Annotated in this window: 29 protein-coding genes and 6 pseudogenes; 23 read left to right on the top strand and 12 right to left on the bottom strand. The window is 44.1% G+C overall.

Features of this window, described 5'->3' with window-relative positions:
- The first annotated feature begins 72 nt into the window (after positions 1-72).
- The 4 genes from DQN52_RS01695 to DQN52_RS01680 all read left to right on the top strand — a co-directional run bounded on the left by DQN52_RS01695 (position 73) and on the right by DQN52_RS01680 (position 4,276).
- Complete coding sequence (locus tag DQN52_RS01695; RefSeq protein ID WP_003788503.1) at positions 73-1,446, top strand: cell division protein ZipA C-terminal FtsZ-binding domain-containing protein; 1,374 nt, start codon at positions 73-75, stop codon at positions 1,444-1,446.
- Between the two features lie 398 nt (positions 1,447-1,844).
- Positions 1,845-3,359: a sodium-dependent transporter gene (locus tag DQN52_RS01690; RefSeq protein WP_003788499.1), complete on the top strand. Its 1,515-nt coding sequence runs from the start codon at positions 1,845-1,847 to the stop codon at positions 3,357-3,359.
- Positions 3,352-3,459: a methionine/alanine import family NSS transporter small subunit gene (locus DQN52_RS01685; protein ID WP_032132948.1), complete on the top strand. Its 108-nt coding sequence runs from the start codon at positions 3,352-3,354 to the stop codon at positions 3,457-3,459. Before DQN52_RS01690 ends, DQN52_RS01685 begins: the two co-directional genes overlap by 8 nt.
- Positions 3,460-3,550: 91 nt before the next feature.
- Positions 3,551-4,276 (top strand): hypothetical protein, encoded by a 726-nt coding sequence (locus tag DQN52_RS01680; protein WP_003788496.1) that lies wholly within the window; start codon positions 3,551-3,553, stop codon positions 4,274-4,276.
- A 52-nt stretch (positions 4,277-4,328) separates the two neighbouring features.
- On the opposite strand, the gene rpmG is transcribed toward DQN52_RS01680, so the two are convergent.
- From rpmG to DQN52_RS01660, 4 genes are all read right to left on the bottom strand, one after another.
- Entirely contained in the window at positions 4,329-4,484 is a 156-nt protein-coding gene (rpmG, locus tag DQN52_RS01675) for a 50S ribosomal protein L33 (protein WP_002642891.1), read from the bottom strand.
- A 17-nt stretch (positions 4,485-4,501) separates the two neighbouring features.
- Positions 4,502-4,738: a 50S ribosomal protein L28 gene (rpmB, locus tag DQN52_RS01670; protein WP_003788491.1), complete on the bottom strand. Its 237-nt coding sequence runs from the start codon at positions 4,736-4,738 to the stop codon at positions 4,502-4,504.
- Positions 4,739-4,955: 217 nt separating this feature from the next.
- On the bottom strand, positions 4,956-5,648 hold the full coding sequence (locus DQN52_RS01665) for a phosphoesterase (protein WP_003788489.1): 693 nt from the start codon (positions 5,646-5,648) through the stop codon (positions 4,956-4,958).
- The gene (locus tag DQN52_RS01660) at positions 5,635-6,006 is read right to left on the bottom strand and encodes an IS1/IS1595 family N-terminal zinc-binding domain-containing protein (RefSeq protein ID WP_003791883.1); all 372 of its coding nucleotides are present in this window, start codon (positions 6,004-6,006) and stop codon (positions 5,635-5,637) included. Before DQN52_RS01660 ends, DQN52_RS01665 begins: the two co-directional genes overlap by 14 nt.
- Before the next feature lie 106 nt (positions 6,007-6,112).
- On the opposite strand from DQN52_RS01660, the gene DQN52_RS01655 reads away from it, so the two are divergent.
- From DQN52_RS01655 to DQN52_RS01645, 3 genes and pseudogenes are all read left to right on the top strand, one after another.
- Positions 6,113-6,583 carry a site-specific DNA-methyltransferase gene (locus DQN52_RS01655; protein ID WP_003788485.1) on the top strand — a complete coding sequence of 157 codons (471 nt, stop codon included), beginning with the start codon at positions 6,113-6,115 and terminating at the stop codon, positions 6,581-6,583.
- The gene (locus DQN52_RS01650) at positions 6,474-8,234 is read left to right on the top strand and encodes a site-specific DNA-methyltransferase (protein ID WP_003788484.1); all 1,761 of its coding nucleotides are present in this window, start codon (positions 6,474-6,476) and stop codon (positions 8,232-8,234) included. Before DQN52_RS01655 ends, DQN52_RS01650 begins: the two co-directional genes overlap by 110 nt.
- Positions 8,231-10,993, top strand: a pseudogene (locus DQN52_RS01645) (DEAD/DEAH box helicase family protein). The gene DQN52_RS01650 and the pseudogene DQN52_RS01645 overlap by 4 nt, the downstream one beginning before the upstream one ends.
- A 59-nt stretch (positions 10,994-11,052) precedes the next feature.
- Here the strand turns inward: DQN52_RS01645 and DQN52_RS11450 are convergent.
- The 4 genes and pseudogenes from DQN52_RS11450 to DQN52_RS01625 all read right to left on the bottom strand — a co-directional run.
- Positions 11,053-11,184 carry a hypothetical protein gene (locus tag DQN52_RS11450; RefSeq protein WP_003788478.1) on the bottom strand — a complete coding sequence of 44 codons (132 nt, stop codon included), beginning with the start codon at positions 11,182-11,184 and terminating at the stop codon, positions 11,053-11,055.
- Positions 11,185-11,462: 278 nt separating this feature from the next.
- Positions 11,463-11,567 (bottom strand): annotated as a pseudogene (locus DQN52_RS01635) (IS5/IS1182 family transposase); the annotation flags it as partial.
- Between the two features lie 16 nt (positions 11,568-11,583).
- Positions 11,584-12,251 (bottom strand): annotated as a pseudogene (locus DQN52_RS01630) (IS1595 family transposase).
- A gap of 60 nt (positions 12,252-12,311) precedes the next feature.
- Positions 12,312-12,518: pseudogene (locus DQN52_RS01625) on the bottom strand (transposase); the annotation flags it as partial.
- Positions 12,519-12,559: 41 nt separating this feature from the next.
- Between DQN52_RS01625 and DQN52_RS11090 the strand changes: the two are divergent.
- From DQN52_RS11090 to DQN52_RS01600, 6 genes and pseudogenes are all read left to right on the top strand, one after another.
- Positions 12,560-12,823: a transposase gene (locus DQN52_RS11090; RefSeq protein WP_003789867.1), complete on the top strand. Its 264-nt coding sequence runs from the start codon at positions 12,560-12,562 to the stop codon at positions 12,821-12,823.
- The gene (locus tag DQN52_RS11085) at positions 12,802-13,323 is read left to right on the top strand and encodes an IS5 family transposase (protein WP_331250422.1); all 522 of its coding nucleotides are present in this window, start codon (positions 12,802-12,804) and stop codon (positions 13,321-13,323) included. Before DQN52_RS11090 ends, DQN52_RS11085 begins: the two co-directional genes overlap by 22 nt.
- A gap of 132 nt (positions 13,324-13,455) precedes the next feature.
- A complete protein-coding gene (locus DQN52_RS01610; RefSeq protein ID WP_003788473.1) occupies positions 13,456-14,313 on the top strand; it encodes a hypothetical protein in 858 nt (285 codons plus the stop codon).
- 58 nt (positions 14,314-14,371) lie between these two features.
- Positions 14,372-15,364, top strand: a complete 993-nt coding sequence (gene bioB, locus DQN52_RS01605) for a biotin synthase BioB (RefSeq protein WP_003791860.1) — start codon at positions 14,372-14,374, stop codon at positions 15,362-15,364.
- Positions 15,365-15,503: 139 nt separating this feature from the next.
- A pseudogene (locus DQN52_RS11640) lies at positions 15,504-15,608 on the top strand (IS1/IS1595 family N-terminal zinc-binding domain-containing protein); the annotation flags it as partial.
- Between the two features lie 124 nt (positions 15,609-15,732).
- Positions 15,733-16,398: pseudogene (locus DQN52_RS01600) on the top strand (IS256 family transposase, variant Zn-binding type); the annotation flags it as partial.
- Between the two features lie 151 nt (positions 16,399-16,549).
- On the opposite strand, the gene rarD reads toward DQN52_RS01600, so the two are convergent.
- On the bottom strand, positions 16,550-17,452 hold the full coding sequence (rarD, locus tag DQN52_RS01595; RefSeq protein ID WP_003788469.1) for an EamA family transporter RarD: 903 nt from the start codon (positions 17,450-17,452) through the stop codon (positions 16,550-16,552).
- Between the two features lie 155 nt (positions 17,453-17,607).
- On the opposite strand from rarD, the gene DQN52_RS01590 reads away from it, so the two are divergent.
- The 10 genes from DQN52_RS01590 to DQN52_RS01555 all read left to right on the top strand — a co-directional run bounded on the left by DQN52_RS01590 (position 17,608) and on the right by DQN52_RS01555 (position 24,391).
- A complete protein-coding gene (locus tag DQN52_RS01590) occupies positions 17,608-18,408 on the top strand; it encodes an inositol monophosphatase family protein (protein WP_003788465.1) in 801 nt (266 codons plus the stop codon).
- Positions 18,409-18,498: 90 nt separating this feature from the next.
- Positions 18,499-19,206 (top strand): SIMPL domain-containing protein, encoded by a 708-nt coding sequence (locus DQN52_RS01585; RefSeq protein ID WP_032827833.1) that lies wholly within the window; start codon positions 18,499-18,501, stop codon positions 19,204-19,206.
- 37 nt (positions 19,207-19,243) lie between these two features.
- The gene (gene rfaE1 / locus DQN52_RS01580) at positions 19,244-20,197 is read left to right on the top strand and encodes a D-glycero-beta-D-manno-heptose-7-phosphate kinase (RefSeq protein ID WP_003788461.1); all 954 of its coding nucleotides are present in this window, start codon (positions 19,244-19,246) and stop codon (positions 20,195-20,197) included.
- Between the two features lie 2 nt (positions 20,198-20,199).
- Positions 20,200-20,334, top strand: coding sequence for a hypothetical protein (locus tag DQN52_RS11445; RefSeq protein ID WP_257003591.1), 135 nt, complete (start codon positions 20,200-20,202; stop codon positions 20,332-20,334).
- Positions 20,277-20,558, top strand: coding sequence for an MmcQ/YjbR family DNA-binding protein (locus DQN52_RS01575; protein WP_230311280.1), 282 nt, complete (start codon positions 20,277-20,279; stop codon positions 20,556-20,558). The genes DQN52_RS11445 and DQN52_RS01575 overlap by 58 nt, the downstream gene beginning before the upstream one ends.
- A gap of 28 nt (positions 20,559-20,586) precedes the next feature.
- A complete protein-coding gene (gene rfaD / locus DQN52_RS01570) occupies positions 20,587-21,588 on the top strand; it encodes an ADP-glyceromanno-heptose 6-epimerase (protein WP_003788457.1) in 1,002 nt (333 codons plus the stop codon).
- A gap of 8 nt (positions 21,589-21,596) precedes the next feature.
- On the top strand, positions 21,597-21,725 hold the full coding sequence (locus DQN52_RS11440) for a hypothetical protein (protein ID WP_003788454.1): 129 nt from the start codon (positions 21,597-21,599) through the stop codon (positions 21,723-21,725).
- Between the two features lie 61 nt (positions 21,726-21,786).
- Complete coding sequence (locus tag DQN52_RS01565) at positions 21,787-23,310, top strand: fumarate hydratase (RefSeq protein WP_003788453.1); 1,524 nt, start codon at positions 21,787-21,789, stop codon at positions 23,308-23,310.
- An 85-nt stretch (positions 23,311-23,395) separates the two neighbouring features.
- Complete coding sequence (locus DQN52_RS01560) at positions 23,396-24,034, top strand: MBL fold metallo-hydrolase (RefSeq protein WP_003788451.1); 639 nt, start codon at positions 23,396-23,398, stop codon at positions 24,032-24,034.
- 144 nt (positions 24,035-24,178) lie between these two features.
- The gene (locus DQN52_RS01555; protein WP_003791841.1) at positions 24,179-24,391 is read left to right on the top strand and encodes a glycine zipper 2TM domain-containing protein; all 213 of its coding nucleotides are present in this window, start codon (positions 24,179-24,181) and stop codon (positions 24,389-24,391) included.
- A 176-nt stretch (positions 24,392-24,567) separates the two neighbouring features.
- Here the strand turns inward: DQN52_RS01555 and yidC are convergent, their stop codons facing one another.
- The 3 genes from yidC to rnpA form a co-directional block, all read right to left on the bottom strand.
- Positions 24,568-26,238, bottom strand: a complete 1,671-nt coding sequence (yidC, locus tag DQN52_RS01545) for a membrane protein insertase YidC (RefSeq protein WP_003788446.1) — start codon at positions 26,236-26,238, stop codon at positions 24,568-24,570.
- A 21-nt stretch (positions 26,239-26,259) separates the two neighbouring features.
- The gene (yidD, locus tag DQN52_RS01540; RefSeq protein ID WP_003788445.1) at positions 26,260-26,469 is read right to left on the bottom strand and encodes a membrane protein insertion efficiency factor YidD; all 210 of its coding nucleotides are present in this window, start codon (positions 26,467-26,469) and stop codon (positions 26,260-26,262) included.
- A 68-nt stretch (positions 26,470-26,537) separates the two neighbouring features.
- Positions 26,538-26,879 carry a ribonuclease P protein component gene (rnpA, locus tag DQN52_RS01535; RefSeq protein WP_003788442.1) on the bottom strand — a complete coding sequence of 114 codons (342 nt, stop codon included), beginning with the start codon at positions 26,877-26,879 and terminating at the stop codon, positions 26,538-26,540.
- Between the last annotated feature and the right edge of the window lie 2 nt (positions 26,880-26,881).

Here is a 26,881-nt window from a genome sequence, read left to right as displayed (position 1 = left end):
TAAGTCATAGTATGCACAACAAATCCGCTATAATACTGCCCTTATCATTATTGACTAACAGAGATTTGTCTTATGAATCAACTTTATCTCGTTGTGATTATTGCATTTTTGGCTATATTGATTGCGGTTATTTTGTATAACATGTATCAAGAAAAGCAATATCGCCGCAAAATTCGCAGCCAGTTTGGTCATTCAGACCACGATGCGCTGTTGGGCAGCCAAACTGAATCGGTGCGCGATGGCATGAGCTTTGGTGGCGAAAAATTGCAGCGTTTTGCTGCTTCCAAAGTGGCAGACAACCAAATCCATTCCGCAGAACACGAACCCGAATCAACCGATATTCAATATAGCGAACCACTTGTTAATTTGCATTTTGATGAAAAAACACAAGAAATCTCGATGCAAATCAACGTGAAAGAAACAACACCATCTGTTGCGGTTGATACTGAATCTACCCAACCCAATACCACGCCTTTTTCATTGATTGAAGACGAGCTACACACCAAAAAGCAGCCTGCACGTTTAGATGACGAACCACAAGCAGAATTGCCATTTACAGAAACGCCTGTTGCACCCATCGCCCCAATTATCACCCCGACTACGCGCCGTTTGTTGATTGAATTGGACGATTTAACCCAGCACTCACTCACCTGGTTCGACACTCGATTTGATTATGTGGCGCACGTTGCCTTGTATCAACCCAAAGAATTGCAAACGCTACCACGCTTGTCGGGCGGACATCACTTTCAAATTGCAGGCTGCACTATGGACAGTCGCTTCCAACTTGCCGAGCCAATCCCAGGTGTGCATTACCAAGCGTTTGCGATTGGTTTGCAGGCGATTAGTCGCAAAGGCTTAACCACCGCCGAAGAGCTGCGCCACTTCCAACAACAAGTGCGCTTGTTTGCCGATAAAATGGACGGCGAAGTCAAATTCCCGCCGCTCAACCCATTTTTGGCAAACGCCAAACCCTTGGACGAATTGTGTGCGCGAGTTGACCAAACCATTGCCATTCATTTGGTATCGCGTTCCAGCAGCGTTTTGGGTACAGAGCTACGCTTGGCAGTAGAACAAGCTGGCTTCGTATTGCAAGAAGACGGCGTGTTTACTTTGACCAATACCATGGGCGACGTGCAATACACCATCAGCACATTGGACGGCACAGCCTTTACCGATGCGTTGTTGAGCAGCCAGCCGTATAAAGGTTTCAGTATGTTGTTGGACATTACGCGTGTGCCACATGGCGAAGAAGTGTTCAATCAATTTATTGGCGTAGCGGTCAAACTATCGAGCATGCTTAACTTGGATTTGGTCGATGACCAAGTGCGCCAGCTCTCAACCGATTGGCTAAAAGAGGTCAGAAGCTACATTCATGCGCGACAAGACGAAATGACGCGCATTGGCATTGAGCCTGGTAGCGCATTGGCTAAACGCTTGTTTGCCTAAATAGTTCACTTATTCAAAAAGCAGCCTGCACTTTTGATTAAAAGGTTGTGCCGCCTACGGCATACACCTTTTATATCCAAATTAAAGATTTGGACAAAAGGTGCAGGCTGCTTTTTAATCAGCAATATTTTTGTTTACGCTTCTTTACTTTTTTTTAGATTTTCGGCATAGTAAACACCAATCACATCATGGCAACGGATAATCCTGTTATCCGTTATTTTGTTTAACCAGTATTTATAGTGAATTAAATTTAGATTAGTACAGCGTTGCCAACTCCCTTATGTACTAGATGTACACGGCGGTCGTTGTCGCCTTGTCCTAATCTAAATTTAATCCACTATATATTTTAAAGATGCAGTAAGCAGCCTGCACTTTTTATTTCAACAAAGGGTAAAAAAATGGCACAAAAACCAGCACCCAAACGCGAAACCTTCTCGGGTCGCAAAGCCTTTATTTTTGCCGCTATTGGTTCAGCCGTAGGCTTGGGCAATATTTGGCGATTTCCTTATGTAACCTATGAAAACGGCGGCGGCGCATTCATGATTCCGTATTTAGTTGCCCTGCTCACCGCAGGCATTCCATTGCTGTTTTTGGATTACGCACTGGGACACAAATACCGCGGTTCAGCCCCCCTATCGTTCCGCCGTTTGAGCCAAAAGTTTGAAACATTTGGCTGGTGGCAAGTGCTAATTAACGTCATCATTGGTATTTACTACGCCGTGATTTTAGGCTGGGCAGCCAGCTACACTTATTTTTCGCTCAACCAAGCATGGGGCAAAGACCACGCAGGCTTTTTCTTCAAAGAATACCTGCACATGGCAGACGGCGCAGGCGTAGGCTTGGACTTTGTCGGCGCAGTTGCCTTGCCACAAATCGGCGTTTGGCTGTTTGTCTTAGCAGTTTTGGCGTTGGGCGTACAAAAAGGCGTAGGCAAATCATCGGCGTTTTTCATGCCCTTGCTCACCGTTATGTTTACCGTATTGGTGATTAGCTCGCTGTTCCTACCTGGTGCAGCCAAAGGTTTGGACGCATTGTTCACGCCCAACTGGGACAAATTGCTTGAACCAACCGTTTGGATTGCGGCATACGGACAAATTTTCTTCTCGCTGTCCATTTGCTTCGGCATCATGGTCACTTATTCATCTTACTTGAAACGCGACACCGATTTGACCAGCACAGGCTTGGTAGTCGGTTTTGCCAACAGCGCGTTTGAATTGCTGGCAGGCATTGGCGTATTCGCCGCATTGGGCTTTATGGCACAAGCAGGCGGCAAAGAAGTCAGCGAAGTCGCCACATCGGGCATTGGCTTGGCGTTTATCGCATTCCCAGCCATTATTGACCAAGCCCCAATGGGCAACTTGTTGGGCGTGTTGTTCTTTAGCTCGCTGCTGTTTGCAGGCGTTACCTCGCTCATTTCCATTTTGGAAGTGATTATCGCCGCCGTACAAGACAAATTGCATTGGACGCGCATCGCTTCCACCGTAGTCGTTTGCGTGCCAATGGCAGTGATTTCCGTGATTTTGTTCGGCACAACCACAGGCTTGCCGATTTTGGACGTGCTAGACAAATTCGTGAACAATTTTGGCATTGTTGCCGTAGCATTCTTCTCGCTGGCAGCCATTTCCATTGGCAAGTTTTTACCGATGCTGGCAGCGCACATCAATCGCACATCATCATTCAAAGTGGGCAAAATCTGGACGCTGGTTGTCGGCATTCTGACCCCATTGGTGCTGGGCTATATGCTGATTAGCGAAATCTACACCATTGCCACCAAAGGCTACGAAGGCTATCCAGATTGGTTTATCAACACATTTGGCTGGGGCATGGCAGGCGCATTGATTGTGATTGCCATCTTGTTATCTCGCATCCACTGGTATGGACGCGACTACTTTAAGGAAGAAGACCATGAGTAATAGCGCAATTATGATGATGATTTTGGCAATCGTGATTATTTGGGGCGGACTCATCTTATCGCTGCTGCGTTTGCCAAAAGAAGAATCCAACAAACAATAATCCTAAAAAAGCAGCCTGCACATTTTTAAAGCGTGCAGGCTGCTTTTTCCCTTATAATCACCTTTCCTTAAACCCCAAGCACAACATCAACATGATAAACCTATATCAACTACTCCAAATCGCCCCCGATTCCAGCGCAACCGAAATTCAACAAGCATTAGAACAATCGCGCCACCGACTCAATCCCAAAGAAATCCAAGCCGTCGAATCATGGCTACTCGTCCCCGAAGTACGCACCCGCTACAATGCCCAACTGCGCCAAAAGCAGCCTGCATTTTTTCAAAGTCAAACCAGCACAATCCAACCCAATGTGCAGGCTGCTTTCAAACCCAACCACGAACAAGGCTACTACACGCCCAAACTCTACAACCCCACCATCATAGTTGTGCTAGCTATTTTATTATCGCCGCTCATTGGCGCATGGTTGTGCGCGATTAACTGGCGCGAACTAGGCAACCGCGAAGCCGCCAATCAAAACATGAGCGTGGTTTACGGCGTATTATTATTCGGTTTAGCATCGGCACTATTGTATTTAATCGGCGGCATAGAAATCCCATTGTATGCAGGCTCACTCATTTCGCTAGCATGGTATTTTACGTTCGGCAAAAAACAGCAAGACTTCCTACGCCAAGAAGCAGGCGACGACTACGCACGCAAACCATGGGGCAAAGTCGTTTTGTGGATAATCGCAGGCGCAATCATCTATTTAATCGTGTTTTACGCCCTACTCTTTTTGCTGGGCATCGCCGACTTGCTGCACCCCAACGTCGTCGCCGACCTGCAAAACGCCATTGCCGAAGCCAATCAAGCCCAATAAGCCACAAAAAAATCCCTAGCCAAAATAGCTAGGGATTTTTATCGACACCAAATTATTTCAATTTAGTTTCTTTATAGATAACGTGTTTGCGAGCAACAGGGTCAAATTTTTTGATTTCCATTTTGCCAGGCATAGTACGTTTGTTTTTAGTCGTGGTATAGAAATGACCTGTACCAGCAGACGATTCCAATTTAATTTTATCGCGCATGATAACAACCTTCCCGATTAAATAGCTTCGCCACGAGCGCGCAAATCAGCCAAAACAGCGTCGATGCCGTTTTTATCGATAGTACGCAAAGCAGCGTTCGATACACGAATGCGAACCCAACGGTTTTCGCTCTCCACCCAAAAACGGCGTGATTGCAGGTTAGGCAAAAAACGACGTTTGGTTTTGTTGTTGGCATGCGATACATTGTTGCCAGACATCGGGCGTTTGCCAGTAATTTTGCAAACTTTTGCCATGATTGGTCTCCAAACTTAAAATAAAAAATAGTTAAACAACTGCGGCAGTTTAAAACCGCAAAAAGGGCAATCCTTACAATAACCTAGCTGGATTTCATCTCGGATTGCCCGTTGAAATGCTTATCAGGAAATAAGTTTTGCCTGCGAAAAACGAGCGATTGTACAGATTTTGTCTTTGTAATGCAAGGGTTTTATTATCGCTGCAACGTCTATGCGCTTATCGATTCAATTGCTGCAATTCCGCCCGAATCAATTCCGCATTTTGTGCTATATCATCTACAAAATTCAGCGATTTATCATCAAAATGCGAAATCTTCGGTAAATCACGCAAAAAATCGTCCACATCTTGCGCCGTCAAAAATCGCCCATGCAAATCCCAACCCACATTCAAAATCCGCCCCTGCAACTGCGCCACGCGGTCATGAATATGCCCATGCAAATGATACCAACCCTTGTGGCAGCCGTCCCATTCATCAATCGGATAATGAAATAAAATCAACGTATTATTGATTTCAGGCAGCTTTAATTTTAAATAATCCTGCGCCGTGGCAATCATCGGCAAACCGTCATGCTTCGGCGTGTTTTGCAAACGCTGAATGTGCTGCTCCACTTGTCCGTCATGATTACCGTAAATCAAATGGTGCGTGCCATTCAAACGGCGCAACACATTCTCTATCTGCTTGAAATCATGCGCAAAAGACAAATCGCCCAAATTGTAAACCACATCATCGCTGGACACCGTTTCATTCCAACGCGCAATCATAAACTCGTCCAATTCCGCAGGGGCGCTGGTCGCAGGACGAAAAGTCGGGCAAAATTTCGCAATGTTTCGGTGCGAAAAATGCAAATCCGATGTAAGAAAGATTTGGTGGTGTCCTGAAAAGTGTGCTGTAAAACTAAACAATGCCAAAGTGAATATCAAAGAAAGCTAAATCAAAAACTTTCTTGTGATAAAACATATTGTTAGAAAAGCAACACGTTTTTCTAAACGCTCGCCTTACTTTGTGCCGTAAACGACAGTTATTACCCTCAATGCCAAAACCCGTAATTGCTGCAATATCTCGAATACCACAACCTCTAACGGTCATTCTCCAAACCTGCTCATCAGCTTTGGAATGACAACCCTTATAGGTAAGGTTATGGTCGCCAATAAAATTACGGCAGCAATCTTTACAAAAATATTTTTGTTTACGATTGCCAGAGTAGCCATTTTTCTTTATATTTTGTCCTTGGCAGCGAGGACAAATTAGAGTTATTTCTGTTTTCACACACTCAAATATACTCTGTTCTCGCTGCTTTTTTATTGCTTATTTTTTTACAGCACACTTTTCAGGGCGCTACCAAATTATTAACTTTAACAAGTAAGGATATCCAATGATAGATAGTAAAATTCAAGACCAATTAAACGAAGCTCTACAATTACACAACAACGTATGGGCAGACGAAGCAAAAACAATTTTAGCAAAAAATATTTTGTTGGATTTAGCAGAAAAAACTGACCCAGCAATTATCGGTTTGCTGCTGCAAAACGAAACGCTCAAACGCCATTTTTTTGCTGAAATAAACGGAGTATTTGTGTTCAAAACGCAAGATTTCCGTTTTTTCTTGGATAAACACAGCGTAAACAATTCCTACACCCGATTTGCCAACCGTATTGGCTTAACGGACGGACAACGCTTTTTAAAAGATAGCACCGATATTGTATTGGATTTTCCGTTTAAAGATTGTGTATTAAATGGCGGACAAAGTACCGAAGAAGGCGAAGAAATTTGTTTTAAACGCAATAACAGCCAGCCAGCCAGCCAGCCAGCCAGCCAGCCAGCCAGCCAGCCAATTATACACTAAATTAACCCGAAAAAGACAAGAAATCTTTTTTAATCAAACACTTGCTTTTGATGAAATTGACCGACTTTTTGACGCAAAAGCATTCTCAAAATTCTCTCGCTATACCGCAGACGGCAAACAACCCGTTGGCGAAATCAAACGCCATTCAGACGGCTTTTTAAAAGGTGTGCCAGCCGAAAATCTTATTATCAAAGGCAATAATCTGATTGCCCTGCATTCGCTTGCCAAGCAGTTTAAAGGCAAAGTCAAGCTGATTTATATTGATGTTCCGTTCAATACAGAGAATGACAGTTTTGTTTATAACGATAAATTTACACATTCCACATGGCTAACCTTTATGAAAAATCGTTTGGAAATTGCGAAGAAGTTATTGTCGGATGATGGCATTATTTGTGTTCATACTGACAATACAGAAGCTGCATATGTTCAAGTATTATTAGATGAAATATTTATACGAAATAATTTTCTAAATCATATAACCATAACAACCAATGCTGCATCTGGATTTAAGGCAACTGGGCAAACAATATTCTCTACATCTAATCATATATTTGTATATGCTAGAAATCGCGTCAATTCTCAGTTAAATAAATTATATTTGTCTAAACAATATGATGAAAACTATAAATATTTTTTACTTAATCCAGATGAGCATTTCTCTAATTGGAAGTTTTCAACAATATTAGAACAATTATCCATAGAATTAAAATTAAGTGAAAAAGAAATGAAGTCTCATATAACTGAGCAAGAATTATTATTTAAAATATCAGAATTTGCTGATAAAAATAGAGATAGAGTTTTTAGAACTGCTGCAATTAGTGGTGGCGCTTTAAAAAAACGACAAAAAATAATCAATCATTCCAAAAATAATAAAGGTATTGTTTTTCAACATGAAAATGAAGATGTAACAGGGTTTTACATATTAAATGGAGAGCAAATGGTTTTTTGGGAAAATACTTATAGAAATATTGATGGAAATTTTATACCAGCAACAATCATTATTGATGTATGGACGGATATTTCATTTACAGGTATTGCGAGTGAAGGTGGTGTGAAATTAAAAAATGGTAAAAAACCTGAAAAACTTATTAAACGAATTATTGAATTAACAACCAACGAAAACGACATCGTCCTAGACTACCATTTAGGCAGTGGCACAACTGCCGCCGTTGCTCACAAAATGAACCGCCAATATATCGGTATTGAACAAATGGATTATATTGAAACGCTTGCCGTTGAACGCTTGAAAAAAGTGATTAATGGCGAGCAAGGCGGTATTTCCAAAGCCGTGAATTGGCAAGGTGGTGGCGAATTTGTTTATGCCGAACTTGCTCCATTTAACGAAACAGCAAAACAACAAATTTTGGCGTGTGAAAGTGCAGGCTGCCTGAAAGCGTTGTTTGAGGATTTATGCGAGCATTATTTCCTAAAATACAATGTAAGCGTCAATGAATTTAATCAAATTATTAACGAGCCTGAATTTCAAACCTTACCACTTGATGAACAAAAACAAATGGTGCTTGAAATGTTGGATTTAAATCAGATGTATGTATCGTATTCAGAAATGAATGACGCGCAGTTTTCAGGCTGCCTAAATGATGAAGATAAAGCATTAAACCGCCAGTTTTATCAAGACGGAGAAAAAGAATGAGCAATAAAATTTTAGTTAATGCCATTGAAGAAGAAAAGAAATTTTTGCGTAAAAGGCTGCCTGAAAAATTAGCCATTCCTGAATTTATTACCCATAATTTGAAATATGATTTATTTGAGTGGCAACGAGAAGCATTGGAGAATTTTTTAATTTTTCAAGACCCACAAACTGAGTTGGAAGATTTTCCTGAAATCAAAAATCGTCCAACACATTTATTGTTCAATATGGCAACAGGCGCAGGTAAAACTCTGATGATGGCTGCGTTGATTTTGTATTATTTTGACAAGGGTTATCGCCATTTTCTGTTTTTTGTGAATCAAAACAATATTGTTGATAAAACAGAAAATAATTTTATTGACCCAACGCACGCGAAATTTTTATTTACCGAGAAAATTTTGCAAGGTGATACGGTAATTCCTATTCGCAAAGTGGAGACATTTAGCCAATATTCAGACGGCATTGAAATTAAATTTACCGGCATTCAAAAACTGTATAACGATATTCACACCGAGCGAGAAAACCAAACCACATTGGCGGATTTGCACGAATTGAATCTTGTGATGTTGGGCGATGAAGCACATCATTTGAACGCACAAACGAAAAATGGTAAATCAGCACCGTTGGATTTTGAAGCAGAAATTACCAATAAAACCAATTCTGATGAAGTGGAACGTAAGGGCTGGGAACACATGGTTTTGGAATTGTTGCTGAATAAAAATGGCAAGCCTAGCGAAAATGTGTTGTTGGAATTTACGGCAACGCTGCCTGAAAATGCGGAAGTGCAGGAAAAATACCGCGATAAAATCATTGCAAAATTTGATTTGAAAGATTTTTTGAGCAAGGGTTATACGAAAGCGATTAATTTAATTTCTTCTACATTTACGAAAAAAGAGCGCGTGTTACACGCGCTGCTGTTTGCGTGGTATCGCCATCAAATTGCGTTGAAACATGGCATTGCCAATTTCAAGCCTGTGATGTTGTTTCGCAGCAAAACGATTGATGAATCTTGGTCGGATTATCGGGAATTTTTGCAATGGTCGCAAAATATTCAGGGGTCGGATTTTGAATTTTTAAATCGGCTTTCAGGCAACCTGAAAACGGACGAAAATGAAAATGAACAAGGCAAAACACGCACGGAACAAGCGTTGGCGTTTATGCGTGAGCAAGGCTTGGAAACGAGCCATATTGCGGATTGGATTCGTTAATCTTATCAGGCGCACAATGTGATTATTACCAATTCACAAACCAATAAAACCAAAAAAGAAAAAACCGACAGCGAAACCGAAAAATTGCTAAACAATTTGGAAGCGACTGATAATCCAATCCGTGCCATTTTTACGGTAGATAGATTAACTGAAGGTTGGGACGTGCTGAATTTGTTTGATATTGTTCGTTTATATGAGGGGCAAAATGGCGGTGGTTCAAACAAAAAATCAGGCAAAACGGCAAGTGCAACGGTATCAGAAAAACAGCTAATCGGGCGTGGTGTGCGTTATTTTCCGTTTGTGTTTGGCGATAAATTACCCAATAAACGCAAATTTGATGAAGATTTACAGCATGAGTTGCGTACGCTGGAAGAATTGTTTTACTACACGCATGATGAACAATCACGCTATATTTCTGAATTGAAAGCGGAATTGCGTAAAGATGGTTTTTTGCCTGAAAACTCGGATAAGGTTTTAGTTGAAATTGGTTTAAAACCTGAATTTGCCCAAGATGAAAGTTTTAAAAATATTTTGATTTGGGTAAATGAAAAACAAGCTAATCTGAATGCAAAAACCAATAATGCAGATAGTTTAAAAGCCAATCCGCAAACGATTGTTTTTACCACGCATGGCAGTCAGGTTGTGCAGGAAACGCAATTTTCAGCCGATGAAAAAGATGAGAAATCGCAACAAATTGGCAAATCAGGTTCGTCTCATGAGCAGATTACCATAGCGAAAATGGAAAAACATATTTTCAATAAGGCTTTGCATATCAAGGGGAAAAGGGCAAATTCCTTGTTTCATTTTAACCAGTTGCAAACGAAATTGAATATTGCCAGTCGTGATGAATTGCAAACGGATTTACTCAAAGATTGGAAAATTAAATTTTTGGGTTTGGACAACAATCAAAAAATCAGCCCTGATGATAAATTGCAAGCGTGTTTGAATGTGTTGGATAAGGTTGAAGCGCATTTAAATCAAAGTGATAAGCCATTTGTTGGTACAACTGAATTTACATCAAAAAAATTGTGGGACATTTTCAGTCAGCCAAAACAAAAATGGGTTAATGCAACAGATATTAAACAATCAGTTATTCAAAATCATGATTGGTATGTGATGGATAATTTTATTGGCAATAATTTGGAAGAACAGTTAATTAATTATATTGTTAATGAGTTAAAGAATTTGCAAGCCAATTACGATGTGAAGTTAATCCGTAATGAAGAAGTGTTGAAATTGGCTAATTTTGACAATGGCGATGGTTTTATGCCTGATTTTATTTTATTACTGAAAGATAAACATCAATCCACCGTTAATCAAACAGATCATTTATTGCATTATCAAATTTTCATTGAACCAAAAGGCGAACATTTGATAGCAACGGATTCTTGGAAACAAGATTTCTTAAATGCGATTACCACACAATACGGTAAAAATAGGATTTTGCAAAAAGATACACCGCATTATCGTTTGATTGGCTTGCCGTTTTTTGCTGATAAAGAGAAAAATCCTAAACAATATGATAAGTTTGACCAGTTATTTCCATTGAGTTGATTTACCTGACAATTAGCATAATTTCAGGCTGCCTGAACAGGTAACAGGCAGCCTGAAAATCATAATTTGAAAAACAATCGCAATGGTTCATCAATCAATGCTTGAAAACCCATTTTTTCGTAAAACAATTTAGCTGATTCATCTTTTGCTTCTATCATCACAGCAAACGCAGCAATATCAGAACGGCTCACGCGCTAAATTGCATCAACCAACAATACGCGCCCTAATCCTTGTCCTGTAAATCGTTCCTCAACTGCTAATCGTCCCAACAATACACACGGAATAAGCGGATATTTCGGCAATTTTTTGGCTTCGCTTTCAGGCAGCAAGTCAAGGCAAATACCTGTCGCTGCCAACGTGTAAAAGCCAACTATCCCGCCTTATTCATTTTCCGCCACAAAACACGAACTCAATTTACGTTTTACATCTTGGCTAACGGTTTTCTGAAAGTATAGATCTTGTTGAACATTCATAGCTTGAGCCATTGATACGCAAGGGCTAGAGCGACATTATTTTCATAATTTCGCTTTAGTTTATCAAACCGTGTAGCAATAGCTCGGTAGTTTTTAATTTGGGGCTGTCCTAGATAACTAGGATAAACTCGATTTTACTAACTGTTTTAAAATGGAACAAAAACTTTTATCTCACTGTTAAAACGCCATTCGCACTCCTTTAAATACAGCTCAAAATGCTCTTTGGGAATGCCGTTAAACTTGCGTAAATGACGTTTTGCTTGGTTCCAAAAGTTCTCAATTCCGTTGATATGGTTTTGTCGTTCAGCAAAATGTGTGTTGTGATTGATACGAAAACGAAGTTTCAGCGAAGCTAAAATGGCTTTGTCGCTCACATCTAATACATCATAGCTACGATAACAATCCGTATAAACAATGCTGTCAGGTTTCACTTGTTCACGGATAATAGGCAATAAAGTAGCGGTTTGAGTATTCGGTACAGTAACCGCATAAACCTTACCATTTCGCTTCAAGAGCCCAAATACAGCGACTTTTCCAGCAGCACCTCGACCGCGTTTACCTTTTCGTTGTCCACCAAAATAACTTTCATCTGCTTCTACTTCGCCATCAAACATTTCTAAATGTGGACTGTTTTGATAAATAAGTAATCGTAAACGATGAAAATAATAGGCTGCGGTATTTTTATTAACACCTACTAACTCTGCTGCTGTTCTTGCAGTTACACCTGCAACAAATAGCTCAATGAGTTTATTTTGTTTGTACTGACTTAGACGACATTTTCGCATAGGGATAATTCTAACTTAATTTGAATTTTCCCAGTTATCTAGGGGCTAATGACATTTTAGCTATAATTTCAACCAAATCAAAGCACAAGCTAATGACACGGTACTTTCATAATTACGTTTTAATTTATCGTACCGTGTTGCTAGCGCACGAAAATGCTTTAATCGTGCAAAAGCGTTTTCTACCAAGTGCCTGATTTTATATAAATATCAATCTGTGTCCACATTAAGATGTTCTCTATTTTTCTTATATGGAATATTGGCTTTACTTTGTTTAGAACCTGTATTCACAAAAATGATAAAATATCTTTATGACTAGAAAATCCTACCCAACAGACTTAACAGATGCCCAATGGCAAGCGATTGAGCCACATTTTAACCAGCTACGCCACTACAAATGGGATAAACGTCAATTAGTGAATGCCGTTTTGTATATTACCAAAACAGGTTGCCAGTGGCGTATGCTGCCCAATGATTTTCCACCTTATTCAACCGTATGGAGTTTCTATCGCAGAGCCAATCAATCAGGCTTATGGGATAGAATTCTTTTGGCATTGGTTCAAAAAAACGTTTAATCCATCAAAAACAAGCAATGCCAACTTATGCCATTATTGATTCACAAAGCGTCAAAACAGCTTCTAGCGCACATGATAAAGGTTTTGATGGAGGTAAAAAAATCAAAGGTCGTAAGCGACATATAGCTGTTGATACGTTGGGTAATCTATTGTCTGTTGTGGTTCATGCAGCCAATATTCATGACACAAAAGCAGGTATTTTTGTAGCAAAAAAAGCGTTTGAGACCTATCCGAGTTTAAAAGGTTTCTGTGCAGACGCAGGTTATCGGAATACATTTGAGCGTGAAGTATCAGAGCAATTGGGTTTAACTGTTCAGATTTCAAAGAGAATTCAAGATATTTCTTGGCGTATTCTGCCCAAACGTTGGATTGTAGAACGAACGTTTGCATGGTTAGGTTGGTCTCGACGTTTAGCAAAAGATTTTGAGCAGACGAATTTATCTGCTGAAAATTTTGTTAAACTAGGGTATATTTCACAAATATTAAAATTTATCAAATAGTTGTTTGTAAATACAGGTTCTTAGATTAGTACAGCGTTGCCAACTCCCTTATGTACTAGATGTACACGGCGGTCGTTGTCGCCTTGTCCTAATCTAAATTTAATCCACTATAAATCTATAGGATTGAATACTATGCGCTTTTTAATTTTGAGTATTGTGATGAGCGTGTCGGTGGCGGTACTGCTGAAAGTGGCACGGCAACGGCAAATGGCGATTGAGCAAATGGTGGCGGTCAATTACGCTGCTGCAACTGCGCTGACGGTGGCGATTTTGCAGCCGAAATTCGGCGGATTTTCGGGGCAGTCGGTGAGCGTGTTTGTGGCGTTGGGCGTGTTGTTGCCGACTATTTTTGTGGCGATGGGGCGGTCGGTGGCGGCGGTTGGCATTATCAAATCGGACGCGGCGCAGCGTTTATCGCTGTTTTTGCCTGTGTTGGTGGCGTTTACGGTGTTTGGCGAAGCGGTGGTAGCGCATCGGGTAGTGGGTTTGGTTTTGGCAGTAGCGGCGTTGGGTTGTTTGTTGTACAAGCCGAATCAACATTCCGCCACGCAAACGGCGCAGGGTGGGGCGGTTTGGTTGTTGGCAGTGTGGTTGGGTTATGGCGTGATTGATATTTTATTCAAGCAGTTATCCAAACAAGGCGCGGCGTTTTCAGGCAGCTTGTTGATTGCATTTGTGTTGGCTGGTGTGTTGATGACGGCATATTTATTCGTGAAAAAAACGCGCTGGCAACGGCAAAATATTTACGCAGGTTTATTACTCGGCTGCCTGAATTTTATGAATATTTTGTTTTACATAAAAGCACATCAGGCATTTAAAGAAAGCCCAACTTTGGTGTTTGCAGGTATGAATATGGGCGTGATTGTATTGGGGACGTTGGCTGGCGCAGTTGGTTTTGGCGAGCGGATTAGCAAATTAAATGCGTTTGGTGTGGTGTTGGCGTTGTTAGCGATTGTTTGCTTATATTTTGGGCAAAATTGGTTTATTTAATTAAAAAAATACTTAAATTGTCAATTTTTTATTTGAAAAATTAATTAAAGGAATGATTATGGCACATCTTGCCCCGATTGCATTGCGTCGAGCAAAACCATTACAAACCCACGCTATGGCAGCGTATTGGCGAAAATGCCAAGTGGAAGAATTGTTTAATTTGCCGTTTTTGGATTTGATTTTTCAGGCAGCCAGCGTTCATCGCGAACATTTTGACGCGCAAAAAATTCAATTATCCACATTATTATCCATTAAAACAGGCGGTTGCCCTGAAGATTGTGAATACTGCCCCCAATCCGCGCATTACCAAACGGGCGTGGAAAAATCAGCCATGTTAGATGTGGAAACCATTGTTGCCAAAGCCAAAATTGCCAAAGAACGCGGCGCAAGTCGTTTTTGTATGGGCGCGGCATGGCGCGGCCCGAAACCTGATGATGTGGTGGTGGTGAGCGACATCATCAAAGCCGTGAAAGATTTGGGTTTGGAAACATGTGGTACATTCGGCTTGTTGGAAGACGGCATGGCGGAAGACTTGAAACAAGCAGGTTTGGACTACTACAACCACAATTTAGACACCGACCCCGACCGCTACAACGACATCATTCACACGCGCCGCCACGAAGACCGCATGGATACCCTCGGCAAGGTGCGTCAGGCAGGTTTGAAGGTGTGTTGCGGTGGCATTGTCGGCATGAATGAAACGCGCCCTGAACGCGCTGGTTTGATTGCGAGTTTGGCAAATTTAGACCCACAGCCTGAAAGTGTGCCGATTAATCAACTGGTTCGTACCGAAGGCACGCCGTTGGAATACGCGGAAGATTTGGATTGGACGGAATTTGTCCGCACGATTGCGGTGGCGCGAATCACGATGCCGCATAGTTTTATTCGTTTGAGTGCAGGGCGGTCGGGCATGAGTGAAGCGGTGCAAGCAATGTGTTTTTTGGCGGGGGCAAATTCTATTTTTTATGGCGATAAATTGCTGACTTCGGGTAATCCTGATGAAGATTTAGACCGTTTATTGATGACGAAATTGGACTTGTCGGCGTTGTGATGACGTGAAAAAGTTCAGGCAGCCTGAAACTGGGAAAATTCGGGTTAAAGGACAAAATGGTTGGTAAAAATCGCTGAAAGCCTTATGCTTAAAGGCTTTCAGATAGGTCAAATGCTTTGAACACAAAAAATGCCCTTTTTGTCACTCAAATTCCGTTCAAAAATACGGAACGCGTAACCATAAACAACGCTATTTTTGCACCCAATGTAAGAAGTGTTTTAACGGTGGAATACGCTTAAATTAACGATGAACTTTGGTAACAATATCGCGATGAGCATCGCACCATTGAACAACTGGCTCAACAGTATCAATGCAGCACCAAAACCATTCAACGCCGCTTAATAAAATGAGCAACGAAACAAAATCACTTTTCGCACCCGAAAAAGGTTAATGTGTTTTTGGATACAACTTATTTTGGGCATACTTTTGGTGCGTTGGTTTTAATGGATAGTGTGAGTAAACAAGTTTTATCCGTTGATATTGTCGCTTATGAAACCAATCAGCTTTATTATCAAGCAGTAAAAAAGTTAAAAGATAATAACATGATTATTCAAAGCATTATTTGCGATGGGCGTAAGGGATTGCCGCAATTATTTGCAGATATTCCTGTGCAACTGTGCCAGTTTCATCAAGTTCAAACGGTTATTCGATACCTGACCAATAAACCTAAATCGCTCGCTGCTGAGCAACTCAGGGCATTAACCTTAACGCTTACCAAAAGCAGTTTTAGCAGCTTTCAGGCTGCATTGAATAGTTGGTATAGGCAACATAAACAATATGTCAATGAACGTACCATTAACGCTGAAACAGGTAAAACACACTACACCCACAAACGATTAAGAAGTGCTTATTTAAGCCTAAAACGCAACTTGCCCTTGCTGCTCACATTTGAGCAATATACTGAGTTATCCATTCCCAATACAACGAATTTATTGGAAAGTCGTTTTGCTGGTTTAAAAAGTGCTTTGAACCACCATATTGGCCTAAATTTAGAGAATAAAACTATGTTTATTAAAGATTATTTTTCTAATTAGGCAGGTTAGGTGTGGTAAAAACCAACCATTTTGTCCTTTAACCCGTAATTTCTTTTGTACTTTTTTAGATAGTTTACAGTGTGTTATCTTCATTTTTAAAGGGTAACATAACTGCTAATCTAAATACAGCCCCAAATTTAATTCACTATAATTACGATGACGCTTTGCGCCCAGCCAGCCAAGTTCCCCACAAAAATACCGCCACGCCGCACCAAACCAAGCCATAGCCAGCCAAGCGCGACGCATTGAGCGTTTCGCCAAACAGCATCAAGCCCAGCGCAAATTGCAAGGTGGGCGACACATATTGCAGCATACCCAGCAGCGACAACGAAATCCGTTTCGCACTTGATGCAAACAACAGCAGCGGAATCGTCGTTGCTACGCCCGATAGCACAATAATGCTGGTTTGCAGCGAATTGAGTTGCCCAAAATAAAGCTGATTTTGCCACGCGCAATACCCCAAATACGCCAAAGCAAACGGCAACAGCAACAGCGTTTCCAGTGTCAAACCAGCCAGCGCAGGCATGGGCGCGAGTTTGCGAATAAGCGCGTACAACGAAAAACTAGCCGCCAACGACAATGCTACCCACGGAATTTGCCCTGCTGGAATGGCAAGCCACACAATGCCCGATGCCGCCAAAATAAGCGAAGCAGCCTGCATTTTGTTGAGCTTTTCGTGCAGCACTAAAAAGCCAATCAACACGTTCACCAATGGGTTGAGAAAATAACCCAAGCTAGCATCAACCACATGATTGTTCAAAATCGCCCACAAATAAATCAGCCAGTTAGAACCAATTAACAAAGAACTGGCGCAAAAAGTCAGCAAAATTTTGGGTTGGCGCACGGCTTGCCACACGGTTTGCGTTTGCTTAAAGACAAGCATACACGCTACCGCAAACACCGCCGACCACGCCACGCGCTGCGCCAAAACTTGCATGGAGGGCATATCGGATTGGTTGATGGGATACCAAAACAAGGGGAATGCGCCCCACAAAAGGTAGCACGCCAATGCGCCAATGATGCCTTTTTGTGTTTCGCTGGTTTGCCTGTTCATTGCCGTTATCGCTCTAAAAAAGCCGTCATGCTACGCTTATCAAACATAGCCGTAAAGGCAAAAAAAACGTATAATTCAACACGATTTTTGTGCAGGCAGCCTGCACTTTTTGTTCTTTAAAATAGATTTTTAACTTTTGCCCTATTGGAATCATCATGGCACAACAATTATCCCCCGCGCTTAATGTCGCATTCAAAGCCGCACGTAAGGCTGGCGACTTCATGCTCCGCGCCAGCAGCAATTTATCGTCTATCAAAATTGACAGCAAAGCATCAAACGATTTTGTCTCCGATGTGGACAGACAATCCGAAAGCATTTTAATCAACGCCATTCAAGAAGCGTATCCACACCACCGCATTTTGTCGGAAGAAACGGGCGTGTCGGGCAGCGAACGCGCTGAATTTGAATGGATTATTGACCCTTTGGACGGTACAACCAATTATTTGCACGGACACCCACAATATGCGATTAGCATGGCATTGCTGGAAAAAGGCGTACTCAAAGAAGCCTTGGTGTACGCACCCGAACGCAACGATTTGTACACCGCATCACGCGGACAAGGCGCGTTGTTGAACGACCGCCGCATTCGCGTGTCCAACCGCATTGAACTGAACCAATGCGTGATTGGCACAGGCTTTCCTGTGGTGGACCAATCTATGTTGGACGAATATTTGGCGATTTTGAAAGCGTTTATCCAAAAAACCGCAGGCGCACGGCGCGAAGGTGCTGCGGCGTTGGATTTGTGTTCGCTGGCAGCGGGGCGTTTTGACGGCTTTTTTGAATACAAATTAAAACCGTGGGACATTGCCGCAGGTGCGTTGATTGTGCAAGAAGCAGGCGGCATCGTAACCGACTTTGACGGCGAACAAACTTGGCTGGAAACGGGCAATATTGTGGCTGCCAACCCCAAAGTTTTGGCGCAAATGTTGAAAATCATCGCGCAACATCGCGCATAATTGAAAAGCAGCCTGCACTTTTTATAACCAAGTCATAATTTGGACAAAAAGTGCAGACTGCTTTGGTTTTTTTTTGATAAAGGAAATGCTATGAAAACCATTATTTCTGTCTTGCTTTTGGCACTTGCCAGCACATCAGCCCAAGCGGAAGAGTCGCTACACTACAATCTAGTCAATTTCAACGAAAGTGCCAGTGTGCGCGTGCCAAACGACACCATGAACGTGGTGCTAGAAATCCGCGAAAGTGGCAAATCGCGCCAAGACGTGAGCAACACGGTAACGCGCCGTGTCAATGCGGTGCTCAATCGCGCCAAATTGGGCGGCAAAGTGTTTGACGTAGAATCGGGCAACCGCAGCACCTATCCCGAATATGACGAACGCAACATCATTCGCGTCTGGACAGACGTGGCGCAAATCCGCATCAGCAGCCAAGACTTTGACGCATTGAACAAACTGGTTGCCGATAGCCAAAACGAAGCGGCATTGGATGGCTTGTCGTTTTCCGTATCGCCCGATAAACGCACCGCCGCGGTCAATCAAGCTAGCGACCAAGCATTGAAAACCTTTCAGCAACGCGCCTTGCACATGAGCAAAACGTTGGGTTTTTCGGGCTACAAAATCGTGCGGATTGAATTCAATCAATCGTTTAGCAGCGAGGAGGGCGATTTTGTTGCACCACAGATGATGATGGCAACTTCGGCGCGTTCGGCATCGTTTAAATCGGCAGAAGTAGCGCAAACCAGCCCAGGAGCGCAGGAAATTCGCCAAAATATTCGCGTGTCGGTGCAGCTTTATTAAAAAGCAGCCCGCACTTTATTATTGCGATGAAAACAAAATGAACACACTTTCCCCCAAACTTTCCGATTTCCAACAAGCGCGAGTGCTAGTCGTGGGCGATGTCATGCTCGACCGCTATTGGTTTGGCGATGTGAACCGCATTTCGCCCGAAGCCCCCGTGCCTGTTGCCAAAATCAACAAAACCGACCATCGCGCAGGCGGTGCGGCAAATGTGGCGCGTAATATTGCCGCGTTGGGCGGACAAGTCGCGCTGCTGTCGGTAGTGGGTGATGACGAAGCGGCAGACACGCTGGCAAACTTGCTGCAACAAGACGGCATTGCCAACCATTTGCACCGCAGCGCCCACGCCCCCACGACGCTCAAATTGCGCGTGTTGGCGCGTAATCAACAGCTTATTCGCTTGGATTTTGAAGAGCAACCCGACCAAAGCAGCCTGCACTTGGTGGCGCAACATTATGCCGATTTAGTCGCGCAATACGATGCCGTGATTTTGTCGGACTATGGCAAAGGCGTGTTAAACGAAGTCGCCCAAATGATTGCCACCGCACGCGCTTTGGGCAAACCCGTATTGATTGACCCCAAGGGTAGCGATTATCAAAAATATCGTGGCGCGACCTTGCTCACGCCCAACCGCGCCGAACTCAAAGAAGCGGCTGGCGGCGGCTGGGCTAGTGAAGCAGAATTGACTGCCAAAGCCCAAACCTTGCGCGAACAGCTTGGGTTGGACGCGCTATTGGTTACACGCAGCGAAGAGGGCATGAGCTTGTATCGCGCCAATCAAACCGACCACCAACCCACTCGCGCCCAAGAAGTGTATGACGTGTCGGGCGCAGGCGATACCGTGATTGCGGCAATGGGCTTGTGCCTAGCGGCTGGCTATGCCCTGCCCGATGCCATGCACGTTGCCAACGCCGCCGCTGGTGTGGTGGTGGCAAAATTGGGTACGGCGGTGTGTTCGTTTGACGAATTGCAAACTGCGTTGAAAGGCTAATCGTGCAATCTCAACGCGAATGGCTGGAACAACACATCGCCCAACAATATGGTGCATTGCCCGAATTTTTGTGGACAAAATACCCACTTACGCCGTGTATCGCCACAGCAGCAACCGCAAGTGGTTTGCGATTGTGATGCAGATTGCAGGCACGCAAATCGGGCTGGACGATGTGGATAACTTAGCGGTGGTCAATGTGAAATTGCTGCCCGAATGGATAACGCAGTTGAGCGGACAACACGGCTTTGCGCCAGCGTATCACATGAACAAAAAACATTGGTTGAGCGTGCGTTTGGACAACACGCTGCCCAGTAGTCAGATTGTGGATTTGTTGAAGACTGGTTTTGAGCAAACGCGGTAATTTAGAGTAATAGAAAAAGGAAAACAACATGACCATCATCGTAACAGGCGCGGCTGGCTTCATTGGCAGCAACATCGTCAAAGCACTCAACGAACGCGGCATGACCGACATCGTTGCGGTGGACAACCTGACGAACGGCGACAAATTTCGTAATTTTGCCGATTGCGACATCGCGCATTATTTGGATAAACACGAATTTATCCGCCAAATTCGCGAACATCAATTTCCGTATAGCGACATTCAAGCCGTGTTCCACGAAGGCGCGTGCAGCGACACGATGAACTACGACGGTAAATATATGCTGGAAAACAACTACCAATACACGCTGGATTTACTGGATTGGTGTCAAGACGAGCGCATTCCGTTTTTATATGCGTCCAGCGCGGCGGTGTATGGCAAGGTGGATATTTTCCGCGAACAGCGCGAATTGGAAAAACCGCTCAATGTGTATGGCTACTCTAAATTTTTGTTTGACCAAGTGTTACGCCAACGAATGCAGCAGGGCTTGACCGCGCAAGTGGTCGGCTTTCGCTATTTCAACGTGTATGGCATGCGCGAGCAACACAAAGGACGCATGGCATCGGTGGCGTATCATCACTTCAATCAATATCGCGAAAATGGTTTTGTGAACCTTTTTGGCGCATACGAAGATTACGGCAATGGCGAACACAGCCGCGATTTTGTGAGCGTGGAAGACGTGGTTAAAGTGAATTTGTATTTCTTGGATAACCCAGACCAATCGGGCATTTTCAATTTGGGAACGGGGCGCAGTCAGCCGTTTAACGATTTGGCGGCGGCAACGGTTAATGCCTGTCGCGCGGCAGACGGTTTGCCCAAATTGTCATTGAGCGAACTGGTGGCGCAAGGCTTGATTCGTTATGTGGATTTTCCTGACGCACTCAAAGGCAAATACCAAAGTTTCACGCAAGCCGACATCAGCAAATTGCGCGAAGCAGGATACAGCAGCGATTTTTATACGGTGGAGCAGGGCGTAGAACGCTATGTGGCGTGGTTGTTGCAGCAGTTGTGATAACCGTAATGGTAGGTCGGGGTCTAGACCCCAACAAAGCAGCCTGCACATTCAATCAACCGAATGTGCAGGCTGCTTTTTTAAATCATTTATCGCCCCAAAAGCAGCCTGCACTTTCGTTTTGCAAGATGATGTAAACGCTGCCATAATGCCACTTCCAAACCCAAAACTACAACCAACAACACAGGACACAAAATCATGACCATCATCAAACAAGAAGATTTTATTCAAAGTATTGCCGATGCGTTTCAATTCATCAGCTACTACCACCCAAAAGATTATATTCAAGCGTTAGCCAATGCGTTGGAAAAAGAAGAAAATCCAGCCGCCAAAGACGCGATGACGCAAATTTTGGTCAATAGTCGTATGTGCGCCGAAGGACATCGCCCTATTTGCCAAGATACAGGCATTGCCACCGTATTTTTGAAAATCGGCATGAACGTGCAATGGGACGCGCAAATGTCGGTGCAAGACATGGTTAATGAAGGCGTGCGCCGTGCTTACACGCACCCCGATAACGTGTTACGCGCTTCTGTGTTGGCAGACCCAGCAGGCAAGCGCACCAACACCAAAGATAACACGCCAGCCGTTGTGCATATGGAAGTGGTTGCAGGCGACAAAATTGAAGTTACTTGCGCGGCAAAAGGCGGTGGCTCTGAAAACAAAACCAAAATGGCGATGTTGAATCCGTCAGACAGCATTGTGGACTGGATTATCAAAACTGTACCAACAATGGGCGCGGGTTGGTGTCCGCCAGGTATTTTGGGTATCGGTATTGGCGGCACACCTGAAAAAGCGGCGTTAATGGCGAAAGAATCATTGATGAGCCACATTGACATTCACGAATTGCAAGAAAAAGCCGCTTCGGGCGCAGAATTGAATACCGTTGAAAAATTGCGTTTGGAAATTTTTGAGAAAGTGAATGCGCTTGGCATTGGCGCACAAGGTTTGGGCGGTTTGACGACTGTGTTGGATGTGAAAATTTTGGATTATCCAACCCACGCCGCGTCTAAACCGATTGCGATGATTCCAAACTGCGCCGCCACTCGCCACGTTGAATTTGAATTGGACGGTTCGGGCGCGGCGGTGTTGGAAGCCCCAAGTTTGGAAGATTGGCCCGACATTACTTACAGCCCCGATAACGGCATTCGCGTAGATTTGGACACATTGACCAAAGAAGATGTAGCGCAATGGAAAATGGGCGACGTGTTGTTGTTGAACGGCAAAATTTTGACGGGTCGCGACGCAGCGCACAAACGCATGGTGGATATGTTGAACAATGGCGAAAAATTGCCTGTTGATTTCACCAATAAAATGATTTACTACGTTGGCCCTGTGGACCCAGTTCGTGATGAAGTGGTTGGCCCTGCTGGCCCGACTACCGCCACGCGCATGGACAAATTCACGCGCCAAATGTTGGAACAAACTGGCTTGCTTGGCATGATTGGCAAATCAGAACGCGGCGTGGCAGCGTGTGAAGCGATTGCGGATAACAAAGCAGTTTATTTGATGGCGGTGGGCGGTTCGGCTTATTTGGTGGCAAAAGCGATTAAAGAAGCGAAAGTGTTGGCGTTTCCTGAATTGGGTATGGAAGCGATTTACGAATTTACCGTGAAAGATATGCCTGTTACCGTTGCGGTGGACAGTCAAGGTCAATCGATTCACGCGATTGCGCCAAAACAATGGCAAGCAAAAATTGGCATTATTCCAGTTGAAAGCTAATTTAAATCAACCATAAAAAGTGCAGGCTGCTCGCGTATGTTTTGGCATAAAAAAGCAGCCTGCACTATATTTATAGAATTACATTATGGCACTCCAATACCAAATCTTCCCCGTAACCCCCTTTCGCCAAAACTGCACCCTGCTGTGGGACGACCAAACAGGCGATGCCGCGCTAACCGATGTGGGCGGCGACACCGATTACTTAATCCACGCCTTGCAACAGCGCGATTTAACTTTGCGCGAAATTTGGCTCACACACGGACATCTAGACCACGCAGGTGGCGTACCGTTTTTGCTGCAAACGCACAACGTACCTGTGCTCGGGCCACACGCAGACGATGAATTTTTGCTGCAAAGCCTGCCTGACACCACCGCTTCGTATGGCTTTCCTGTTTGCCCTGCGTTTACGCCCACGCGCTGGCTAAACGAAGACGACAGCGTAAACGTGGGCGCATACACCTTCCAAGTGCTGCACATAGACGGACACACCCCAGGTCATGTCGTGTTTTATTGCGAGCAAGCCAAACTGTTGATTGCTGGCGATGTGCTGTTTTACGAAAGCATTGGGCGCACCGATTTTCCGCGAGGTAATCATCAAGCTCTGCTCAATAACATCGCGCAAAAATTGTATGTGCTACCCGATGACACGCTGGTCATTGCAGGACACGCTCGCACCACCACCATTGGTCATGAAAAACAATACAATCCGTTTGTGCGCGGATAAGATTGCGCGATTACAGTATAAAAAGCAGCCTGCACTTTAAATCAACAAAAAGTGCAGGCTGCTTTTGCAATAATCTTGACGCAATTTCACAAATCGTTGTGGCATACTGCTTGCGTTTTCCCACCAACTAAATGGAGTTTCACCATGAAAAACATCATCACAAAAACTGCTATGATTTTGACCGTAGCCGCTAGCTTGGCAGCGTGTGCCAACAACGGTGGCATGACCACACAACAACGTAATGCCGCGATTGGCGCAGCAGCAGGCGCAGTGGCAGGCAACTTGCTCGGTGGCGACACAGGCTCAACTTTGGGCGGTGCGGCATTGGGCGGCGTGATTGGTAGCCAAGTTCAATAATCCCATTTCTTTTCACTAAACAAAAAAGTGCAGGCTGCTTTTGAGAATATCAAAAAGCAGTCTGCACTTTCTATTTATTACCTGGTTTATAGTGAAATGAAATTGCAATAGGACGGTGTTGCCAACGCCCTTATGTGCTATTTGCACATGGTGGGCGTTGTCGCCTTGTCCTATTTTTATTTCATTTCACTATATTTTTTGTTTTTCTTACCGTTTGGCTCTTTATCCAACACTTGCGGTGCAGTCGCTACCATTTCGGTTTGGCGATTGATGTGCCATTGTTGGGCAATTGTCAGCAAGTTGTTGATAACGTAATATAACACCAAGCCTGCTGGGAAGAAGAAGAACATGATTGAGAATATCAATGGCATGATTTTTATCATTTGCGCTTGCATTGGGTCGCTTGGTGGTGGGTTTAATGTGGTTTGGAACCACATGGTCGCCGCCATCAAAATCGGCAAAATAAACCAAGGGTCGGGGCGCGATAGGTCGGTAATCCAGCCCAGCCATGGTGCTTGACGCAATTCCACCGATAAGAAAATCATCCAATACAAACCAATGAAAATCGGCATTTGCAACAGCATCGGCAAGCAGCCACCCAATGGGTTGATTTTTTCATCTCGATACAATTTCATCATCGCTTGTTGCAAGCCCATGCGGTCTTCGCCGTATTGCTTTTTCAGGGCTTCCATTTTGGGTGCTACGGCGCGCATTTTCGCCATCGATTTATAGGCTTTGTCGTTGAGCGGATACAACACGGCTTTGACAATCATCGTCAAGAACACAATCGCCCAGCCCCAGTTGCCAATCAAGCCGTGCAACCAGTTCAACAAGGCAAACAACGGTGCAGCAAAAATGTGAACGCGACCGTAGTCTTTGGTCAAATCAAATTCGGGCGCAACGGTTTTCAACACGCTGGTTACTTGCGGGCCGGCATACAAATTCGCGCCAAATGATTGGGTTGCACCTGCGGCAACATCGGCAGCGGCAACATTCACGCCTGCTTGATAAAGCTGTTCGCTGCGTTTTTTGATATCCACCGTGCAGGCTGCTTGGGCGCAAACATTGTCGCCTTGTGCAGGCTGCATAATCCATGCAGACACAAAGTAATGCTGAATCATGCCAACATAGCCGCCTGTGGCTTTACGTTGGTATTCGGCGGTGTCTTTGCCGCTGGCAAAATCATCGTCCAAATCGGAAAAGGTTACTTTTTGGAACTCGTCTGCATCGGGCGTATAAACTACTGGCCCATGGTAGCTTTGCATGAACCAGCCTTCGCCTTCGGGTTTGCTGTTGTCGCGCACCACTTGATACGAAGTGCCCACTTTAACCGCCGATGAGCCTGTGTTTTTCACATCAAAGCGCACGTTGATTAAATAGCTGTTTTTGTGGAATGTGTATACTTTGTCCACTTGCACACCGCTTGCCGCCTGCGCGGTTAGGCGCACTTCCAATTTGTCGCCATTGAGTGTGTACGATTTTTGTGGGCTACTAAACGACACACCGTCCAACAAATTCTTGCCGTTGGCATCGAGCAAATGCGATTGCGCCAAGTATTTTCCATCGGCAAACAAAACAAATTTTTGATTTTCGTCTGCGGCGGCGTTGTATTGATTGAGCGTTAAACCGCGCAAATCGCCCGATTTTTCGTCAATAATCGCTTGCACGGTGTCGGTTTGCACCGTAATCGGCACAGTTTCGCTCAAAGCCGAAGCAGCCTGCACTTGGCTGGTGGCGGTGGCATTTGCGCCTGTTGTTTGAACTTGTGGACGCGGGAACATTTGCTCCCAGCCCATCAAAATCAAAAAAGACAACGCAAACGCGATGAACATTCGTTTGAAATCCATTTTGCGATTTCCTATGTTTGGTTACGGAACAGGGTCATAGCCAGAGCCGCCCCAAGGGTGGCAACGGCAGACACGTTTGGCGGTTAAACACGCGCCTTTGCACGCGCCGTGTTTGCGTATCGCTTCCACTGCATATTGCGAACACGTTGGCACAAAACGACAACGCGGCGGAATCAGTGGGCTAATGGCAAGTTGATAAAATCGCACCAACGCCAGCAGTAAACGTGTCATAACGATACTCCAAAAAAACAAAAGTGCAGGCAGCCGTAAACAATTTTAGGCAGCCTGCACAATATTATTTAGCGGCGAGGCAGCATCAATTCTGCCAACTGCTGTCGCGCTTGGGCAGCCGTTTCGCGGTCAAATGCCACGCGCACACGCACCACAAAATCTTGCGGCGGCAACGTGGATTTGTGTAGCCGAAACCACTCGCGTATCACTCGTTTCATATAATTGCGGCGATTGGCACGTTTGGCGGCTTTTTTGCCGACCACCAATCCCAATCGCGCATAACCCAAACGATTGTCTGCGCTTTGCAACACTTGAATTAAAGAGCGCGAACGCTGTTTACGCAAAGCAAAAACGGCAGAAAATTCTGCCGTTTTGAGCAGACGATACGCTTTACCAAAGCGATTATCCAAGA

It is taken from the genome of Kingella kingae (genome assembly GCF_900475905.1).
In the GTDB taxonomy this organism is placed as follows: Bacteria; Pseudomonadota; Gammaproteobacteria; order Burkholderiales; family Neisseriaceae; genus Kingella; species Kingella kingae.
This window is presented reverse-complemented; position numbering and strand designations above follow the sequence as displayed.